We start from the raw sequence: 19,526 nt of genomic DNA, 5'->3' as shown, positions 1-19,526 counted from the left end.
AATTTATCTAATAAGTTTATTTATTCTTTTTTTAATGAATTGAAGCAATAGTCAAAATAGCACTGGAAAAAAATACATAAGGCATGCAGAATTACTTTGCTCAAATTTATTACTTTTAAGATTAGGACATGATATGGATTTTGGAAATAAAATTCGAAGGAAGGGGATAGTTTATTTACACTGGTTAAACGGAATAACCACATTTAGTTTTGCTATCCTATTCTCATCATTGTCGCTTTACTTAACAAAAAAAATTGGTTTAACCCAAACGGAATCTAATGGAGTTGTGGGATTTTTTCTCGCTGCAAATTTTATTCTTCATTTTATTGCGGGTTATATTGGTGATAGGTTGCTGAGCAATAGGTTACTATTTGCTATTTCAATAATAATACAGACATTAGGCGTAATGGTGCTTAATTCTACTGATTCCCTCGTATATCTAGGATTAAGCTTGTTTCTTATTGGTTGTGGCTTGGGTTCTACCTGCATTAACTGTCTTATTACACAACAGTTTGAAAGTCACGAAGATCAATTGAGAGAAAAAGCCTTTTTCCATAATTACAGTGCTATGAATATAGGCTTTCTTTCTGGTTATGTTCTGAGTGGGTTCATTGATATAACCGATAACTATGAACGTTTATTTGAAATGAGTAATTTAATTAACGTCATTACTGTATTTTTTATAATTAAATCATGGAAATATTTTGCTGAAAAATCAGTGGAAACAAAACAGGACATCAAACAGGGAAAGCTTGGCATTATATGTATTATGTTAATTATTCCCATTCTTTTTATAGGCTTTTATCACACTTGGTTAGCTAATTGTCTTATTTTGTTTATAGGCACTACCGCATTAATCTACGTAGCGTTATTAGGGCATCATTTAAAAAATAAGATTGAGAGGAGCAGAATTTATTCCTTTTTGTTTTTAACGGTCACATCAATAATATTTTGGATGCTTTACTTTGTTGGTCCTATGGGCGTCTCTCAGTTTTTGAAGTATAACGTTAGTATATACATAGGGTCTTATTACATTCCTCCTCAGTGGATTATGAATTTAAATTCAATATTTGTGATTATCGGCTCACCTATAATGCTTATATGCTTTGAGAGGTTGCGAAAAAAAGATATAACTATCTCTGTTTCTAAGCAATTTGTATTTTCCCTATTATTTATAGCACTATCTTTCTTAATGCTTGCCATAGGTATACTAGATTCTAGTACAGATGGGCTAACTAGTATGAGCTGGATAGTGGCGCATTATATTCTTCAATCTATTGGGGAGTTGTTAATTGCTCCTGTTGGTTTTGCCATGATAGGGCATCTAGCCCCAGAGAAATTGCAAGGCTTAATGATGGGAATATGGATGATGGTTTCGGGTATATCAGCCACATTATCACATTATTTTTCTAATTTGATGACCAAATCGGGATCAATAAATCCTTTAATTAGCAACGAACACTATATGAATGCATTTAGCCAGCTAGGGTTGTATAATATAGGCGCGGTTTTCTGGACACAAAAAAAGGTTTTTTAAGAGCTATTCTTCTTAATACAAAGAGGAGAATAAAATGTCTAAAAAGCGAGCTTATTATACGGCGGCCAAGAAGGCAAAAATAACGCTAGCTGCGATTGAGGGGAAACTCACACAAGCGCAAATTACCAGTGAATACGGTGTTCACGCAACGCAGGTAAAAACTTGGAAGCAATCGGCCATCAAAGCCATTAACGATTTATTCTCTGGGGCTAATGAAAAAGAAGCCAAGTCCCAAGAGCAGCTTGTTGAGGCATTATATCAAGAAATTGGTCGACTTCAAGCGCAGCTATCTTGGCTAAAAAAAAAGCATGAACTTTAGTCTGGATGAAAAGCGCGTCATGATTGATCCTCTTGCCGAGCTCACCATTCGTGAACAATGCTTGCTATTAGACTTGCCTGTTTCAAGTTATTATTATAGTGCCAAGCCCATTTCTGTCGAAGATGAAGCGCTTATGGCGCTACTTGATGAGCACTATCTGCAGTATCCATGTGTCATGGGTCACGATTACTAGCCCACCCTCTGGCCACTCAAAGTAGCCCACTTAGGGTAAATTTTTTTAACTCACTTGTCATCTACTAAATTAAATTTCGGTATAAATTTTTTCCTGTATGACTCCCCATCAAGAACAATTCGATAAGCTTTATTTACGATACGATCTAATGCTGCGTTTGCCATAACCGGATCATAAAATAGCTCCATCCATCCTTCTATTTTACGGTTAGTAGTTATAATTAGCATAGAGTTTACATGGATAGCTGCTATTAAATCATACAGATCAGTGGACTGTTCTGGCGATAATGCTTTCAGCCCGAAGTCATCTAAAATAAGCACATCGTATCGTGAGTAACGTTTAAAAAGCGCAGTCCATGTTTCATCCGCTCTTGCTTGGTGGAACTGATTTAACAGTTCATTCGCTCTTATAAAGCAGACTTTTTTATGTCGTTGACATGCCATTAGACCCAGGGCTTGAGCCAGGTGAGTCTTTCCGGTGCCAACAGGTCCCATGATGATGACATGGTTTTTTTCTTTGATAAACTTCCCTGTCATCAGGGTGCGGATGGCTTGTGTGACTTGTGTTGAATATCGAGCCAGTTCAAAATTTTCAAAACACTGAGGCTCCTCAAATCGAGCTTGCCTTACACGCCCAGCAAGCAATTTTTGTTGACGAGCCTCATCCTCATCCTGAAACAACATTGAGAGCAACTCTTCATAAGAGAGGGACGCTGCGCGAGCCTGTTCTACTCTTGCTAGCAGTGTGTCTGGGATCCCTGTCAAACGTAGTTTTTTTGCAAGCTCTAACATATTGATATCACTCATAATGAGCCTCCATCGTTGAGCTGTAATCACTTGCTGCGCGAATATAGGCAAAGTTCTCATGATTGGCCGAGCGCTTAGTGGAGAATGTTCTCGTGTCTTTTTTATCCAGGCCTTCCGTGAGGATTTTTTTCAATGATTGATGAGTATAATTATCAAATAAAATCGCGCGTAAACATGCATTTTCAAGGCGCTCATTACCGTATTCCTCAACCAAGCGGATGATAGCCTGGGCTTTTCTTAAGCTCGTTCTAGAGCCTTCAGCCAGTACCTTTGTGACCATTTCCTCCGTTGCCTGACCAATTGCTTTGGCCGCTTCAATACAAACGCCAGCAGTATTTTCTAAGTAATACTTTGCAGAATTATGGTAGTCATTGGGATCCGTTTCCCACTGTCCACGCCCGTAGTTACGAATATGGGTCTTAATCAAAGCATGATTCACATAGGCCTGAACGGTCTTCAAGCCAACTCTAATTTTAACCTTTGTCCCGATATGTATCGTTGGCACAGAATAAAAATTACCAGCAACAACAAAATGATGGTCACGATGAACTTGAGCATCCATCCAAATGGGCATATCAAAAGCGCCTGCTGGCAGTGGGTTTAATAAATTAAATTCTTCATTTTTAAATACGTCAATTGGCTTTTCACCAGTGGTACTGCAGATGACGTGCGATACCTTATTAGCGCACCAATCACGTGCAAAGGCGTTCATCGAGGCCAAATCATCATAGGTTATCCCCGCGATAACCTGTTCTTTTACCAATTGAACACTACGCTCAACCTTCCCCTTGTGCTCGGGCGTTCGAGCCTTCGCCGGATCGGCTATAAAGTCATAAAAGCGAGATAACTCTGCATAGGTTTCATTGACCGTTGGATCATAAATATGTGCTTTAATAATTCCCGATTTCAAATTGTCTAAAAGAATGCAGTTGGGCACGCCTCCAAAAAAATGAAAGGCATTGATATGGCTTTGCGCCCATGATTGCTGATTTTGAGAATGTACAAACTCAACATATCGATACCGACTATGTGATAACGTCATAATAAAAGCGTATGTTTTTTTATTATTGATAAACCCAACAAACGCATAGTCAACTTGTGCTTCATGCCCAGGCTTTGTTAACAAATGTACCGTAGCCTTAGGCAACGAGGGGAAATGACGTTCAATATAACGACTAAGACTTCTTCGACTGCTAACAAGACCATTATCGCTTAAAATTCGGTGTATCTGCATATGGGTAATCCACTTCTCAGTGAGGAGTGATGCTATTTTTTCGTGATGCGCCTCAAGTTCTTTTTCTGATTTATTGGGTCTGTTGTTGGCTGTAGTATTAACGATTTTATTATGTATCTGCAAAGCGATAACTTCGAGCTCATCATTGGAAATATCCTCCTGATAACCCAAATCCTTGGCCATTGAAACGTACTTGCGTATGCTCATTCGTGAAACGCTTAGAGACTTTTCAATATTGCGTTGAGTCATCCCTTTTTTGTGCTGATATAGCACCTCTCTAATTTCTGCCATTGTTTTAATCCTCATCTCATAACAAATCCGTTAGTTATTGGTAATGACCAAACTAACACTGTTTATTTGCTACTCAAAGTGGGACTCAGAGATGGCCATGGAGTGGGCCATTAATCGTGGCCAAACCCGACCTTTAGTGGGCTAGTAATCGTGGCCCATGACACCATGTGAAGGTAAAATTAAGCGGGCAAGATGGCTGTCAAAAGAAGTAGGCTATCCTGTTGGTAAACGTCGAGTAAAAAAGTTGATGGAAATGATGGGGTTATCGACTGTTTACCCAAAGCCAAATACAAGCGTTCCCAATAAGGAGCATGAGGTGTTCCCTTATTTATTAAAAGAGGTGGATATCACCAAACCAAATCAGGTTTGGGCCGCAGATATCACCTACATCCGCATGAAAGGAAAGCATGTGTATTTAGTAGCTATTATGGACTGGTATAGTCGTTATGTGATTGGATGGGCTATTTCACCTACTATGGAGGCTGAATTTTGTATTGAGGCGCTTAGAAACGCTTTGCTGCATTCGCGTTGTGAGATCTTTAACACGGATCAGGGTTCTCAATTTACCTCAAAAGATTGGATAAATACGCTAAAATCTCACCACATTTCTATCAGCATGGATGGGCGAGGACGTTATTTAGATAATATATTTATCGAGCGATTGTGGCGTAGTGTTAAGCAAGAAAAAATCTACCGGTATGATTTTGATACAATTGAAGAGGTTGAGCTGGCCTTAACGGAGTATTTTGAGTATTATAATAACCGAAGGCTTCACCAGTCCTTTAATTATTTAACGCCCGCAGAGGTGTATTATGGCCGGAAAAGACCATAAACCCTAAATGAGAGCGTCATGACTTACCCACAAGGCCCACAGGCCTATACGAGAAAGTGAAGCTCTCCTGACCTGTGGACTTGTGGATAAGTCATTCTGATAGAGTTGTGGTAAAATGACCTAAGACAATTCGTAGTAGCAATCACTATTCATACGGTATTGAGTAGGTTTAAATAGGTTAATTTGAGTGAATTTTTAACTATAAATGATGGATGAATAGCTCTTATTTTTCCTTAATTTTGTTCCAGACATGCGGACCCATATCAGTCAGTGCCCCCATTACTTCGGCTTTCGTTGGAAGTCGAAGTTCTTCTTTTTCTATTTTTTCAGGCTGCTGAAATAAAATATCACTAAGTCGATTTAACTGAATAGAAATTAATTTATAGTCAAAAATATTTTTTATAAAAGATGAAGATTTACTTACCAACAAATTTCGATATGTTAAAAAAGCCATTAACATACCTATTGAAAACTTATTGCTAAGTACAGTGGACCCCATTGTCAAGACAGCGATCCGTTTAATTTAAGATATAACTTTAATTCTACTTTCTTTCGTTGACGAGGGTGCGTAGCACACGAGTCAACCACAATAGCAGTTAATGAAACACCTGTTATTGAGCCTGTGGGTATGTGGGCGCGAAGCCATCGAGTGTGGTCAAGCGGTGGATAACGTCTTTTTGTTATCCATGGCTTGTCCACATGTCCCGAAGGGCGATGGCTGATCCGCAGGACGCGTCCACATATCCACAGGCATTCCATTACGCTGCAGCCTCATATAGGCCAGCATAAACCTCTGACGGCGTGTATATTCCAAATGATTGATGAGGTCTTTCGTCGTTATAAAACTTGAAATACACCCTTAAACCATTTCGTAGTGCTAAAACTGTTCCGTATTCTTTTATGTAAATATCTTCATATTTGACTGAACGCCATAGCCGTTCAATGAACACATTATCCATCCATCGACCTTTCCCGTCCATGCTAATTTTGATGTCATGGTCTTTTAAAACATCGGTAAACGCCTTACTGGTAAACTGGGAGCCTTGATCCGTATTAAAAATATCAGGCCTGCCGTGGAGCCTGATGGCGCTCTCCAACGCGCTTACACAAAAGTCATCATCCATGCTGTTTGATACCTTCCAAGAGAGCACCTTGCGGCTATACCAGTCCATTATTGCCACCAAATATACAAAGCCTCCTTGCATCCTAACGTAGGTAATATCGGTGCACCAAACCTGATTGGGTCGATCAATCACTAAACCACGTAGCAAGTAGGGATAAACCTTTTGTTCCTTGTTCTTTTTACTCGTATTCGGCTTTGGTGCCACTGAAACCAGACCCATGATCCGCATCAAACGCTGCACTCTCTTACGGTTAACGTCATGGCCAAGGCGACGTAAATAAGAACGCATCTTTCTGCTTCCATAGAAAGGATGGCGCATGTATTCCTCATCAATCAAGACCATCAAAGCCAGATTCTCTGGGCTCTCGGTACATATTCCTTCGCCAGCAGTGCGATAGTAGCTAGCGCGTGACAAATTAACCAATGCACATTGGCGTACGATGCTGAGTGTAGGGTGATTGACATCAATCATGGCTCGCTTCTCCCGCACGCTCAACTTAGATGACCGGTCTTTTTTTTAAGCCAGTCTAACTCAACCGCTAGCTGGCCTATTTGCGTGTATAATCGATCTCGTTCTTGTATGATGGAGTCCATGTCTTTGTCATGCTTGCCGCTAAACAATTGCTTGCTTCCATCCAGTAATTGTTTTTTCCACAGATTGATTTGTGTTGCATGCACCTCAAATTCAGATGCCAATTCATTGGTCGTCTTGTGACTTTTTAATGCCTCAATTGCTACCTTTGCTTTGAAGTCAGATGTAAATTTTTTTTTAGCCACTTGGTACCCCGTTTAACAATGGTTTCTATTTTACACCACTGTCTCATTTTTGGGGTCCACTATACTTTATTTCTCCCAACAGGATAACCTAATGCATTTAATGCTTTTTTCATTCGACGGCTTCCATAAGTATAATGGCTTGATTCTGCTAATTTTTTAACCCAATCAAGCATCTCCACATGCAATGGATCTGGTGGTTTATTACATTTAAGATAATTGTAAAAACCACTTCTTGTAACACCCAGCAATTGACACATCACGTCAATTGGCCAGGCCTTCTTATTCTGGGCAATAAATGAATATTTCACTTCATTTCTTTTGCAAAGAAGGCCGTCGCCTTTTTTAATATTTCTTTTTCCATTGTTACGCGTCTTAATTCTTCTCGTAAACGACGTATCTCTAGTTGTTCGTCAGTTAATTTACCATTACCTCTAAATGCTTGCCCTTCCTCTTTGGAGTGTTCTTTGATCCACCGGCTTATCAACCTGGAATCAATGCCCAGACTTTGTGCAGCTTCTGATTGCGTATAATTCTGCTCCAAAACAAGACTAATAGCGTCTAGTTTAAATTCTTTAGTATATTTCGTTGCACCCATTTTATTACCTCCAGTTAAGATGATTATCTCTTATCTGGAGTGTACAAATCCATTAGACCACATCACACCTTTATTGCTAACGCCCAGGAATCTCAGGCTGCCGCACGTAACATTCTTGATTTTATAGCACCCAAAGGGAACGCTAAAACCCATATTGATGTAATGAAAGACATGCTTAAGTCTGAGCAGAAAACTGAAGAGCAGGTGCGCGAAAAAGAACGCAGACGAAGAGAATCCCTTGAGCGCCGTCACAAATTGCGGGAATAGGGAGCTGCAACCCATCTCAATACCTTACCTCTGCTATAAGAGATACCCCTCTATACCCCAACACCACTAAAATGTCTCATAAACTCTAATCTTTATCATTATTTATAATTAAAGTAGAAAAAAGCGTTTATTACCTGCAAAACATGTGAATTACCTCGAACAAACCATCACTTTTAATAAAATCCACTGTATATATTTTGTCATAATGAAATTTAAGTGTCTTATAGAATAGCTTTTAAGTGTCTGCTCTTACTTATAGTCCCATTTAAACCTTCTTGAATATTATCCACAAGGATGTTCTGTGGATAATTAATAATAAGGAATTCGCTTTGCTCATAAATCATTTAAACTTAATAGAAGGAATTGGCCTGTGGCCAATAATCAAATAAAAAGACAAACAAAGCAATAATTAAAGATCGATTGCCTCATCACCCATCACTCAATCGCAATAAAAGATAACTACGCATTTTATTAATAACAATGACTACTCACTCGCAAGCTCGCTCCGTTCCTCATTGTTATTAATAAAATACTCCGTTATTTTTATTTTTTGCGACTGAGCGATGAATGACGAGGCACAAATCTAAATCTTCCTTTTAAACTGCTTTAAATGAATTCGCTGCGCTCATAACTATTAAATGCTCCTAAGCTCCAAAATCAAAGGCAGGTGGACAAAATAAGAACATGCCTTTATCCACATTTTTAGGGGATAACCATGTGAATAGATTAAATTAAGGCAATAGGCCTAGCGCTCCGGAACTTGCGCTGTGACGCAAAAATCTAAAATATCAGATCGGGAAATTCCCGATAACATCATTATACTTATCCTGTGCATCGGCCAAACTTAATTTAGAGTAAATTTCGAGTGAGTCTCTTTTAGAGTGCCCTGAATATGGTTGGATAAATGCATCGTCAATATTTTGCTTCTTAAGCCAAGTAAATAAAAAATGTCTTAGTTTATGAGGAGATATTGATCGCTCAATACCTGCAAGCTTGGTATACCTCATAAGAATTTTTCTAATCCCGCGATCAGTATAATGACGACGAAAAGCCGATTCGAATAAAAACATCCTATTTTCATTTTTATATTGTTTCAAATGAAGTGCTAATGTTTCTTTAAATGCTGGCGAAAAAGGAACAACCCTATCTTTTTTCCCTTTACCCTGATTTATTTTTATTCGGCAATTGGTTAAATCAATATCGCATATTTGTATATTAACCAATTCGCTGACCCTTATTCCTGTGTAAAGCAAAACCTTGACGATAAGCATTGGTATTATATCGTTAGATTCCCAAACCGTTTTATAAAATAGTCTAATCTCATCCTCAGTTGGAACATAGGGTAAGCGCGTTGGTGTTGTTGTTACTTCAATATTAAGATTTACAGTGGACCCCATTGTCAAGACAGCGATCCGTTTAATTTAAGATATAACTTTAATTCTACTTTCTTTCGTTGACGAGGGTGCGTAGCACACGAGTCAACCACAATAGCAGTTAATGAAACACCTGTTATTGAGCCTGTGGGTATGTGGGCGCGAAGCCATCGAGTGTGGTCAAGCGGTGGATAACGTCTTTTTGTTATCCATGGCTTGTCCACATGTCCCGAAGGGCGATGGCTGATCCGCAGGACGCGTCCACATATCCACAGGCATTCCATTACGCTGCAGCCTCATATAGGCCAGCATAAACCTCTGACGGCGTGTATATTCCAAATGATTGATGAGGTCTTTCGTCGTTATAAAACTTGAAATACACCCTTAAACCATTTCGTAGTGCTAAAACTGTTCCGTATTCTTTTATGTAAATATCTTCATATTTGACTGAACGCCATAGCCGTTCAATGAACACATTATCCATCCATCGACCTTTCCCGTCCATGCTAATTTTGATGTCATGGTCTTTTAAAACATCGGTAAACGCCTTACTGGTAAACTGGGAGCCTTGATCCGTATTAAAAATATCAGGCCTGCCGTGGAGCCTGATGGCGCTCTCCAACGCGCTTACACAAAAGTCATCATCCATGCTGTTTGATACCTTCCAAGAGAGCACCTTGCGGCTATACCAGTCCATTATTGCCACCAAATATACAAAGCCTCCTTGCATCCTAACGTAGGTAATATCGGTGCACCAAACCTGATTGGGTCGATCAATCACTAAACCACGTAGCAAGTAGGGATAAACCTTTTGTTCCTTGTTCTTTTTACTCGTATTCGGCTTTGGTGCCACTGAAACCAGACCCATGATCCGCATCAAACGCTGCACTCTCTTACGGTTAACGTCATGGCCAAGGCGACGTAAATAAGAACGCATCTTTCTGCTTCCATAGAAAGGATGGCGCATGTATTCCTCATCAATCAAGACCATCAAAGCCAGATTCTCTGGGCTCTCGGTACATATTCCTTCGCCAGCAGTGCGATAGTAGCTAGCGCGTGACAAATTAACCAATGCACATTGGCGTACGATGCTGAGTGTAGGGTGATTGACATCAATCATGGCTCGCTTCTCCCGCACGCTCAACTTAGATGACCGGTCTTTTTTTTAAGCCAGTCTAACTCAACCGCTAGCTGGCCTATTTGCGTGTATAATCGATCTCGTTCTTGTATGATGGAGTCCATGTCTTTGTCATGCTTGCCGCTAAACAATTGCTTGCTTCCATCCAGTAATTGTTTTTTCCACAGATTGATTTGTGTTGCATGCACCTCAAATTCAGATGCCAATTCATTGGTCGTCTTGTGACTTTTTAATGCCTCAATTGCTACCTTTGCTTTGAAGTCAGATGTAAATTTTTTTTTAGCCACTTGGTACCCCGTTTAACAATGGTTTCTATTTTACACCACTGTCTCATTTTTGGGGTCCACTATAATTTTCTCTTACAAATCGAAACACATCTCGAAGATAATCATAATTGGGGCTTTGTGTCTTAAGTAGACTCGAAACTTTCTGAGCCATTTTCTTAGCTGATATTTTTTCCATTATGCGGCTGCCTTATAACGAAGATGTGGTAGCCGTGTTGATAAGTCTAACGGAAATAAACCATATGGGTTAACATGCTCATAAATCAGAGGGGTTAATGCTCTTTTGTCTTCCTTTGTAAGTATCTCTTTTAAACCATGGTCTTCTATGATTTGCTGAATCATTAGCGTATTAATATAAACCATTGAAAGCTGTAATAGATGCAGTGACATTACTGAGAGTGTTTGTGCCTTCTCATGGTTAGATGAAATTTCGCCAGCACGGCCATAAAAAATGAACTTGCTGACACCATTCCAAAGTTCAACAACATTTAATCCTTCCTGAATTTCCTGTCTGATAGATTCATGCATTAGATAATTACAGATAAAAATGGTTTTTAGAACTTTACCTAATTGAGATAATGCCATATAAACTGGGTGTTTTAGATTATTTTGGTTAAAGCGTCTTAGGATGGACTCAGGATCAGCATGCCCCGCTTTCATAGCAGCAGTATATTTTACGATTTGACTATATTGCTCCTTAATTAATTGCCAATTAATCGTGTCTGTCATCACGGGTTGTAAGTTTATATATTGTTGATAATCACCAAGCTCACATCGCGCCAATTTTTGTTTATTCAAATTGGCGAGCCTTGGCATTAGTGAGAATCCTAAAAGATGTGAGAATGCGAAACCAATTTCACTCTGGCCGTGAGTATCCACATAATTTTTTTTAACGGACATTTCCGTACAGTGCTTTAAAACTCCTTCAATCATGGCTGAAACTTCTGAACTTGATACACTTTTTAATTGTGAGTGAATGCAGCAGGCATTTTTTTCAACATGCCAATAAATCATAACCCCCCGTCCTCCATAACGATTGTGGTATTCTGAAATCAGGTTTTGAAAGTATGCTGAAAATTGTGTGGAATCACTGGCTACAGCAACGGGGTAAGTCAGGATACGTGTGCAAATGGGTCACATCAGTTTTAAAACCGGCTACAACCCTTTCTGCATATGGGCTATAGCCTCCAACCATAGAAATGTTCTTGTGGTTAATAATAACAGGGCTATGCAGTTTACTAACCTAACCACTACATATAGTGTTTAGCGATTTTGCTGGCACTGGATCAATTTCAAGCGCCTGCTGTATTAATCGCAAAAAAAGCTTACCTCTTGATGTGGATGTCCTTCGATTAAATCGAAACGTAAATTCATCAAGGTAGTAGGGTAAATTCTTGTGGTTAATAGCACCATGGTGTGTGCCAACCAACCAGCGTTTAAGTAACGACGCAACACGATGAGCAATCTGAATTGCATCGGTCTCTTTCACGTTATTATTACTAATCGACAAATGTGTATACCCGTTACTGCTCAAACCACTGTATCCACTCCAGCCATCTGTTCGGATTGTACTGCCTAGTGAAACCATTTTCTGAATAGTGTCGGTCAATACGCCACCGGATGCATCACTGATAGTAGAAAGCCTAATGCGTCCAATGCCACCGCCTGTGTCTTCTGCTGCTATCAACACTAATGTTTTACCGCCCGCACCACGACCCCGTGTGCCTGCGTGCTCGCCACCAATCATGGTTTCATTTACTTCAACAATACCACTCAACTTATCACGACCAGGCCGCACCATAGCTCTACGAAGTTTATGTAACCACTCCCAAGCCGTGTGATAACTACCCAGTCCAAGTGCCTTCTGCAGCCCAAGTGCACTAACGCCGTTTTTTTGGCTCACTACATACCAGATGGCTTGAAACCATAGCCGAAGAGGTTTGTGTGTATCTTGAAAAAGCGTTCCAGAAATGACTGATCCGGCATACCGACACGTTTGGCAACGGTATAACCCGCTGCTCATTTTACAAACATCCTTTCCATCGCAACGCATGCACACATAGCCATCAGGCCAACGAATAAGGCTTAAATATTCTAAACAAGCTTCTTCAGTTGGAAAAAGATCCATCAGTTCAACCACATTTTTGGGGTAGATATTCATGTGGCCGAATACTATATATAGTGGTTGGGTTAGTCAACTGCATAGCCCTGAATAATAAATCAAACCATGCTTTCCCTTCAATTTAACGCTAAGCCGTAGCTATGTTTTTCAATAATTCAATTTTTATTTTTTCCAGTGCAGTCACTTTACGTTTCATCGAGTTTATTTCCTTAGTAATATCCTTTAACTTCTTTTCTTTTATTTTGTTAGCTGTGTAATGCTCACCATATTTTTGCGTAACGAAAGTCTCTATTTCTCGTCTTATCAATTTTAAATATGGATTCCCATGTGCATTATTTTTCCTGTACTGTAATTTTCCAGATTGAATACCCTCAATGATTTCTTCATAGGTTAATCCAAATTCATCGATCGCTGATTTATCGCTCATTGAACCATTTGTTTTTATCCAGTCAGATTGGCATGTGGTATGCAAAAAATGCTCCTTTCTAGTTTCAGACATACTCGTTCAGTTCATTAGTTACACCATTATCATCAATGACCTCTGGAATTATTTTTGAAATCAGTTGAAACATATTTAATGATTCATTACCCATTAAATGCTCATGCGCAAGTAGTTGATGAAATTTTAAGGTGCATTTAATGGAGTCAATTCCATCCTCATAATAATGTACTGGATATTTCTCTATCAGATTAGGTTTCTCTGCTGTTGACTCAAGCATAAAATTCATCATGAGCTCTTGCTTTTCTTCTATTGATTCAATGTGTTCGGCTTCAGACATTAATTTATCGAAACGCATGTCTGGGCGATGCATATTTTCCTCTGAAAACACGCTGTCATAATTGATATTCATTACATCTGTGATTGTTTTTTTAGTTATTTCGTGCATTTTATTATACGTTGCTATATGCGTTATTTCGGCAATATCACGGGAAATATAATGATTTAAAAACTCAATAATACAGCAACCACGCTCAAACGAGCGTAAATCTATAACCATGCTCGTTTCACCAATTATTTTTCCTTTTGCTAAAACAATTGGTTGAAGATTCTTCGGCACTCCATCAGGCTTTACAGCTAACCCAATGTTTTTCGTTTCATGATGATAATTAATCAAAAATTTATAGTTGCCATACAAACAAATGCACTTCAGTGCATCTAATTTAGTCATCAGTAACGTTTTATTGTAAATAGTATAATAAAGTCTAATGAGCATAAAAGGCTCATTGGTTGTTGTTGTGAGGAGACCCAATTGCGTTTCACCCAAATGATCCATGTTAGCAAGTGAAAATCGTTCATCACCGCTAGATGAGGTTATTAGATTATCCTGTTTGGTGTTACTGCGAGTATTGATGCAGCATTTCTTATATTTTCGTCCACTATTGCATAAACATGGATCGTTTCGACCTATTTTACTCATATTAAACCCTTACTTATTTTATTCAACTAAAAACAACGTTCTCTTCAAATGGTTAAGATCTTAATTTGTAGAGACAAGGTGTAATTTAGACTTCGTTATTTCACTTTTGAGTTTATTTAATCTATCGTTAAGGTGGCTAGCGTCGGAGAGACTAGGTATAGCCAATCCTTGCTCTAAAATTTGTTGTGCTTTGTCAAAGTTTCGTTTGTCAGTATTATTTTTGTAAATAAATAACCAGTAAGAGTCAGACCAACCTATCCATCCCCAACCCCAAGTGGGTTCTTTATCAAGCCAACCATTATATAAGTTATCAACCGATTCAAAATCACCTTGTTTGGCATAACATTCCGCGAGTACTCGCCTTATAGAGCCAAGGTTTCGCATATCTTTGCTTAAGACATTTTGATGCATGCTCGTATATTCCAAACAAAACGACAGTGTTTTTTTAAAAAATATCGCCTTTTTTCCTGATAGATTATCCAAATTATGCGCTAGATCAACTGCCCAATATAATAGGTCGTACATCGTTTCATGCTCAAGGTCTAGCATATTTTCAGCGTCTACTAATTGTATAAGTTTCTTTAAATCAGACCAGACTCTTAAACCAGTATTACATGCCATAGGGAAGTCATTATCGGCTATGTAATCATTCTCCTTTGCAATATTATCCTGAATGCGATTAAGCAAGGTTCTAAATCGTGCTGAATTTTCAAACAACCAGTCAGTATCATACATCAATTACTCCAGCGCCCGGCATAACACCTTGGGCAATTTTATATCCATACCAATCATAAATTATTAAAATCTAACATTACCTTCAAATGCATGTTTCCAGCGCTTGCTAGGATTATCAAATTTGACTTTTTTGGGATCAAATGTGCTTGGTTCATATTTTCCACCAACCCACTCCAACAAGGATTGGTGATCTGGGTGGCGAGGCGTGGTAATGGCCTCAATAAAACGGTCGTAACCTGGCGGACCACCTACATCTTCTGGTGGACAAGTTCGTGCACCAGCAATACATAATGGGTATTTAGCATTGGATTGTTTTTCTTGTTTCCCTTCGAATTCAATGAGATGTTCCCAGCTGTCACCAAAATCATAAAGATAAGAAATTTTGTGATTGGCCGGCAGATTAAAATAATCTCGAATATTTAGCTTCCAGCCTTCCAATACCGGGTGCGGCTCGTCTTCACCATCAGGAATACCTATATGTTCTTGTTCAGTTGTAATGGGGTTATATGCTGTGAATTCATGTAAATGCGAATCTGTCCAACCCATCGCATCTTGAATTGCAACATGAAAATCCCAGAAACTGCTTAAATCAGAAATTTGAATTCGCCGCCAGATCCTAGGTTCTATGTCTTGTAGCATAATTTTAAATTGAAGAACGGGTCTTGTTGCCATGATCACACCTCAATACTTTGATTAATACATCGATAAAAAACGGATCGACTTACCTTCATCGTTTCACAAATTTTCTTAACGGACATTTTACCTGACTGACGTAATGCCTTAATGGTTTCTGCTTTATCATTTGTTAATGCTTTAGGCCTGCCACCGGTGCGGCCTTGTTTTTTGGCCAAATCCAGCCCTGCCTTAACTCTTTCTTTAATTAATTCACGTTCCATTTCAGAAAAAGCGGCACAGATATTAAACAGCAACATCCCCATATGTGATGAAGTATCCAAATTATTTTCAAGCGACACAAACTCAATGCCTTTTTCTTTAAATTCGTTAATCAATGCGACCAACTTCATCATGCGTCGCCCCAGTCTATCCAAGCGTACGACACATAGCGTATCTCCTTTTCTTAACTTCCCCATCAACCCTTTTAATTGAGGTCTATCATCTTTTGCTCCTGAAATTTTTTCTTGAAAAATTTCCTCGCAACCAGCTGCTGTTAATTTTTGAATTTGAACATCCAAACATTGTTCGTTTTTTGACACGCGAGCATAACCAAATTTCAACTCAACCTCCTGTCGTTAAAAAAACATTCCAAAAACAAGAATGATCGTGTATTTTGGCGCACTTGTTTGTGGAACTAATTTTGGAACGGAATTTTCCCCTGTTTTGCCATGAAAAGCAATCCAAAATCGCCCTGCGTCAAAAACAGGTGTTTTTGGAACAACCCCGGAGTCCCCATGTCATCCATTGAAAAAACAGCATACCCACGTTTTCCAAAAAGAAGGAAAATAAAATCGGCCGAACTTAGTAAAAATTACTCGTTGCGTCATGATGAGATGAACATGATTAATCTTGGTGGAAAAAATGATAGATCGCGATTTAACTTGGCTATCCAGCTCAAAACATTTCAACGGTTAGGCTATTTTATTGAGATGGACAAAATACCATCGGAAATCATTACGCATGTCCGTCAAGAATTAAAATATCATTATCGACTAACACCGGGTTACAGCGACAATAATAAAAGCATCTACCGCCACAGACAGAAAATTCGTGAGTTTCTGAATGTTAAACGTTGGGGGTATGAGCCTACTGATGGCGTCAATATTCATCAAGGCATGAAACTGGCTATCCAATATGCTTATGATGCCTCACATTCAATGAACAATCTTTCAGACATCATCAATGCCGTTATTGAGAAATTGGTACATGCCAGTTATGAGTTGCCCAGTTTTTACAGGCTGAGTCGTATTGTCCGTCATACCAGACACAGTGTGAATAACAAAATATTTCGTGAAACCATGCGGCGAGTCATGGCCTCTGGCCAGTCAGATTTATTCACCAGCCTGTTAAAATTACAAGATGGAACTCAGCGCACATTATTTAATAAGTTAAAAAACCTACCAAAACGACCAAGTATAAAAAAATTCCATGAATTCTTAGATCATTTTCAGTGGTTGATGTCCTTTGGAAATGTCATAAACTGTCTGGATGGCATTGCAAAGATAAAAATTGAGCAATTTGCCGAAGAAGCTAACCAGCTCAGTGCCGATGAGTTAAATGATTTTAGCGAAGCAAAACGCTATACATTAATTGCTGCCTTAATTTACCGCTCTCAAGCCAACGCTAAAGATGCCCTCGCTGTCATGTTTTGTCGACTGATATCTATTGCGCACAAACACTCCAAGACTGAACTTGAAAACAAACTCAAAAACAGCAAAGAAGATACCTGCAACATTGTTGAGTTATTTAAACAGATAATTCATGACGGGGAATCCATCACGGAGCAGGCTAAGTTTGTTAAAGAATTTTATAAAAAAATTGAAGATGGTGGCGGTTTCGCAGTCTTGACAAACAAATGCGATGATATATTGGCCAGCCATGGGAATGAGTATAGAATATACCTAACAGATATGATCCAGAAACGGCGATCATTGCTCTTTAAAATTTTGAAAGCACTTCAGCTACATAGCCCCACACAAGACGACAAGCTCATTGTTGCCATGAAATATTTATTGACGCATGAGAATCGACGCGCTGAGTTTATTACGGACGACATTGATCTGTCATTTACCACCGCGTTCTGGAAAAAGCAGATCATGGGTTCTATAAACAAGACTAAAATCAATCGCCGAGCCATGGAAAGCTGTGTTTTTGAGTATGTGTCCAAGGGGCTTAATTCCGGTGATCTGTACGTTAAAGGCGCTAGAAATTATGCGGACTATCGCGCCGAGCTGTTGCCTTGGGCAGAGTGCGGGGAACATTTAGAAACCTATTGCGAAGACGTTGGGATTGCCAATAACGCGAAGGACATGCTGGGGCATCTTAAAAAGACACTGACGGATAAAGCCCAATATGTCGATCAAAACTATTTTAACATCCCTGATTTTGTCATTAATGAAGAAGGACGGCCTGTTCTCAAGAAATATGAGCCAAAATCCAAAAGCGAGAACGCCGAAAAAATTGAAAATTTAGTTCGCTCGCGCCTACCAGAAAGAAGTCTGTTAGACATATTGACGAATGGGCACCATCACACGGGCTGGGCAGATGAGTTTGGGCCCATATCAGGCACGGAGGGAAAGTTAGACAATCCCATTGAAAAATACATTTTAACCAACTTTTGCTATGGAACAAGCTTGGGCCCGACTCAGACAGCCAAGCACGTACGATTTGAAATTGAACCCCGCACCTTATCAAGAATCAACAAAAAACATTTCACGTTGAAGTCATTAACAAAAGCGATCTTACGTATCATTAATTGCTTAAATGAGTTTCCTTTATTGCACGCATGGGGTAGCGGACAGCGTGTGGCCGTTGACGGAACACTTGAGGATATTCATGATGACAACATGATTGCGGAGCAACATATCCGTTATGGCAGAAAAGGCGGCATAGCCTACCGGCATATAGCCGATAATTACATTGCGTTATTTTCAACATTTATTCAATGCGGGGTATGGGAAGCCATACATATTATCGATGGCTTATTAAAAAATGCATCTGAAGTGCAGCCGAATATTGTGCATTCGGATACACAAGGCCAGTCCTTACCGGTCTTTGCTTTTGCGTATTTACTCGGAATTCAATTAATGCCGAGAATTCGCAATTGGAAGGATTTAAATTTGTATCGGGTGGACAAAAAAACGAAATACACCAATATCGATTCAATGTTTTGTGAGTCTGAAATTGACTGGGATCTTTTGGAGACGCATTGGCAAGACTTAATGCAGGTAATCATTTCTATAAAATTGGGAAAGGTATCCTCTTCATTTATACTGACCAAACTTAATTCATATAACAATCAAAACAGGTTGTATAAGGCATTTCAGGAATTAGGAAAAGTAATTCGCACCACTTTTTTGCTCGACTATGTGTCCAGTAAGGAATTGAGACAAACCATTACGGCAACGACAAATAAAGTTGAGTCTTATCACACGCTTGAAGACTGGATTAGATTTGGCTCAAAATATTTGGTGGCATCGAATGATCCTGATGAAATGGAAAAGGCCGTTAAGCATAACGATTTAATCGCCAATTGCATCATGTTGCAAAACGTAATTGATATTACTGATGTCTGTCATGCATTAATTCAGGAAGGTTATACGATTACGGCGGAGGATCTAAGCCATATGAGTCCCTACATGACAGAGCAGATCAAACGTTTTGGCGAATATATACTGGATTTAGGTCGTCGACCAGTAAATCTGCATGTGACAAGGGATAAATTCTTGTTTAAGGTGCGAACCGAGTCAATAGAGCACGCCGTTGCAGCATGATTTGTTTTATTATTAACCACGAAATTACTTCTAT

At 39.1% G+C, this 19,526-nt stretch carries 15 protein-coding genes and 4 pseudogenes; 5 read left to right on the top strand and 14 right to left on the bottom strand.

The annotated features are described in order from the left end of the window. Positions 1-133 precede the first annotated feature (133 nt). Genes HRS36_RS00520 through HRS36_RS00510 form a run of 3 tightly spaced genes read left to right on the top strand, consistent with a single transcriptional unit; the run spans position 134 to position 2,049 of the window. Positions 134-1,537: a peptide MFS transporter gene (locus tag HRS36_RS00520; RefSeq protein ID WP_173235557.1), complete on the top strand. Its 1,404-nt coding sequence runs from the start codon at positions 134-136 to the stop codon at positions 1,535-1,537. A gap of 34 nt (positions 1,538-1,571) precedes the next feature. Continuing rightward, complete coding sequence (locus HRS36_RS00515) at positions 1,572-1,856, top strand: transposase (protein WP_173235475.1); 285 nt, start codon at positions 1,572-1,574, stop codon at positions 1,854-1,856. Next, positions 1,846-2,049 (top strand): hypothetical protein, encoded by a 204-nt coding sequence (locus tag HRS36_RS00510; RefSeq protein WP_173235556.1) that lies wholly within the window; start codon positions 1,846-1,848, stop codon positions 2,047-2,049. Before HRS36_RS00515 ends, HRS36_RS00510 begins: the two co-directional genes overlap by 11 nt. 50 nt (positions 2,050-2,099) lie before the next feature. On the opposite strand, the gene istB is transcribed toward HRS36_RS00510, so the two are convergent. Together istB and istA are read right to left on the bottom strand one after the other, a co-directional pair. Further along, positions 2,100-2,855: an IS21-like element helper ATPase IstB gene (gene istB, locus HRS36_RS00505; RefSeq protein ID WP_173235440.1), complete on the bottom strand. Its 756-nt coding sequence runs from the start codon at positions 2,853-2,855 to the stop codon at positions 2,100-2,102. Beyond that, complete coding sequence (istA, locus tag HRS36_RS00500; protein WP_173235442.1) at positions 2,848-4,395, bottom strand: IS21 family transposase; 1,548 nt, start codon at positions 4,393-4,395, stop codon at positions 2,848-2,850. The genes istB and istA overlap by 8 nt, the downstream gene beginning before the upstream one ends. Before the next feature lie 142 nt (positions 4,396-4,537). Between istA and HRS36_RS00495 the strand changes: the two genes are divergently transcribed. Then, positions 4,538-5,212 (top strand): IS3 family transposase, encoded by a 675-nt coding sequence (locus HRS36_RS00495; protein WP_173235555.1) that lies wholly within the window; start codon positions 4,538-4,540, stop codon positions 5,210-5,212. 223 nt (positions 5,213-5,435) lie between these two features. Here HRS36_RS00495 and HRS36_RS00490 read toward each other — a convergent pair whose 3' ends face one another. From HRS36_RS00490 to HRS36_RS00430, 12 genes and pseudogenes are all read right to left on the bottom strand, one after another. After that, a complete protein-coding gene (locus HRS36_RS00490; RefSeq protein ID WP_173235553.1) occupies positions 5,436-5,711 on the bottom strand; it encodes a hypothetical protein in 276 nt (91 codons plus the stop codon). 259 nt (positions 5,712-5,970) lie between these two features. Then, positions 5,971-7,112 (bottom strand): annotated as a pseudogene (locus HRS36_RS00485) (IS3 family transposase). A gap of 65 nt (positions 7,113-7,177) precedes the next feature. Continuing rightward, positions 7,178-7,707, bottom strand: a pseudogene (locus HRS36_RS18570) (transposase); the annotation flags it as partial. Between the two features lie 1,055 nt (positions 7,708-8,762). Continuing rightward, positions 8,763-9,371, bottom strand: a complete 609-nt coding sequence (locus tag HRS36_RS00470; RefSeq protein WP_226905525.1) for a tyrosine-type recombinase/integrase — start codon at positions 9,369-9,371, stop codon at positions 8,763-8,765. A gap of 259 nt (positions 9,372-9,630) precedes the next feature. Beyond that, positions 9,631-10,772 (bottom strand): annotated as a pseudogene (locus HRS36_RS00465) (IS3 family transposase). A gap of 174 nt (positions 10,773-10,946) precedes the next feature. Continuing rightward, a pseudogene (locus HRS36_RS00460) lies at positions 10,947-11,870 on the bottom strand (Tn3 family transposase); the annotation flags it as partial. Between the two features lie 142 nt (positions 11,871-12,012). Further along, a complete protein-coding gene (locus tag HRS36_RS00455) occupies positions 12,013-12,930 on the bottom strand; it encodes an IS1595 family transposase (protein WP_173235413.1) in 918 nt (305 codons plus the stop codon). Between the two features lie 88 nt (positions 12,931-13,018). Further along, on the bottom strand, positions 13,019-13,390 hold the full coding sequence (locus HRS36_RS00450; protein WP_173235546.1) for a hypothetical protein: 372 nt from the start codon (positions 13,388-13,390) through the stop codon (positions 13,019-13,021). After that, positions 13,383-14,309 (bottom strand): YecA family protein, encoded by a 927-nt coding sequence (locus HRS36_RS00445; RefSeq protein WP_173235544.1) that lies wholly within the window; start codon positions 14,307-14,309, stop codon positions 13,383-13,385. Before HRS36_RS00445 ends, HRS36_RS00450 begins: the two co-directional genes overlap by 8 nt. Positions 14,310-14,369: 60 nt before the next feature. Then, entirely contained in the window at positions 14,370-15,044 is a 675-nt protein-coding gene (locus tag HRS36_RS00440; RefSeq protein ID WP_173235542.1) for a hypothetical protein, read from the bottom strand. Positions 15,045-15,107: 63 nt separating this feature from the next. Continuing rightward, a complete protein-coding gene (locus HRS36_RS00435) occupies positions 15,108-15,716 on the bottom strand; it encodes a plasmid pRiA4b ORF-3 family protein (RefSeq protein WP_173235540.1) in 609 nt (202 codons plus the stop codon). Positions 15,717-15,718: 2 nt separating this feature from the next. Then, the gene (locus HRS36_RS00430) at positions 15,719-16,279 is read right to left on the bottom strand and encodes a recombinase family protein (RefSeq protein WP_173235538.1); all 561 of its coding nucleotides are present in this window, start codon (positions 16,277-16,279) and stop codon (positions 15,719-15,721) included. 174 nt (positions 16,280-16,453) lie between these two features. Between HRS36_RS00430 and HRS36_RS00425 the strand changes: the two genes are divergently transcribed. Beyond that, positions 16,454-19,492 (top strand): Tn3 family transposase, encoded by a 3,039-nt coding sequence (locus tag HRS36_RS00425; RefSeq protein ID WP_173235536.1) that lies wholly within the window; start codon positions 16,454-16,456, stop codon positions 19,490-19,492. The last annotated feature ends 34 nt before the right edge of the window (positions 19,493-19,526 follow it).

Source organism: Legionella antarctica, from assembly GCF_011764505.1.
Taxonomy (GTDB): domain Bacteria; phylum Pseudomonadota; class Gammaproteobacteria; order Legionellales; family Legionellaceae; genus Legionella; species Legionella antarctica.
This window is presented reverse-complemented; position numbering and strand designations above follow the sequence as displayed.

Coding starts and splice junctions, on each gene's coding strand:
- istB (WP_173235440.1), bottom strand. CDS start 2,855: ATGAGTGATATCAATATGTTAGAGCTTGCAAAAAAACTACGTTTGACA.
- HRS36_RS00425 (WP_173235536.1), top strand. CDS start 16,454: ATGTCATCCATTGAAAAAACAGCATACCCACGTTTTCCAAAAAGAAGG.
- HRS36_RS00455 (WP_173235413.1), bottom strand. CDS start 12,930: ATGAATATCTACCCCAAAAATGTGGTTGAACTGATGGATCTTTTTCCA.
- HRS36_RS00510 (WP_173235556.1), top strand. CDS start 1,846: ATGAACTTTAGTCTGGATGAAAAGCGCGTCATGATTGATCCTCTTGCC.
- HRS36_RS00445 (WP_173235544.1), bottom strand. CDS start 14,309: ATGAGTAAAATAGGTCGAAACGATCCATGTTTATGCAATAGTGGACGA.
- HRS36_RS00490 (WP_173235553.1), bottom strand. CDS start 5,711: ATGGGGTCCACTGTACTTAGCAATAAGTTTTCAATAGGTATGTTAATG.
- istA (WP_173235442.1), bottom strand. CDS start 4,395: ATGAGGATTAAAACAATGGCAGAAATTAGAGAGGTGCTATATCAGCAC.
- HRS36_RS00515 (WP_173235475.1), top strand. CDS start 1,572: ATGTCTAAAAAGCGAGCTTATTATACGGCGGCCAAGAAGGCAAAAATA.
- HRS36_RS00495 (WP_173235555.1), top strand. CDS start 4,538: ATGACACCATGTGAAGGTAAAATTAAGCGGGCAAGATGGCTGTCAAAA.
- HRS36_RS00470 (WP_226905525.1), bottom strand. CDS start 9,371: ATGGGGTCCACTGTAAATCTTAATATTGAAGTAACAACAACACCAACG.
- HRS36_RS00450 (WP_173235546.1), bottom strand. CDS start 13,390: ATGTCTGAAACTAGAAAGGAGCATTTTTTGCATACCACATGCCAATCT.
- HRS36_RS00440 (WP_173235542.1), bottom strand. CDS start 15,044: ATGTATGATACTGACTGGTTGTTTGAAAATTCAGCACGATTTAGAACC.
- HRS36_RS00520 (WP_173235557.1), top strand. CDS start 134: ATGGATTTTGGAAATAAAATTCGAAGGAAGGGGATAGTTTATTTACAC.
- HRS36_RS00435 (WP_173235540.1), bottom strand. CDS start 15,716: ATGGCAACAAGACCCGTTCTTCAATTTAAAATTATGCTACAAGACATA.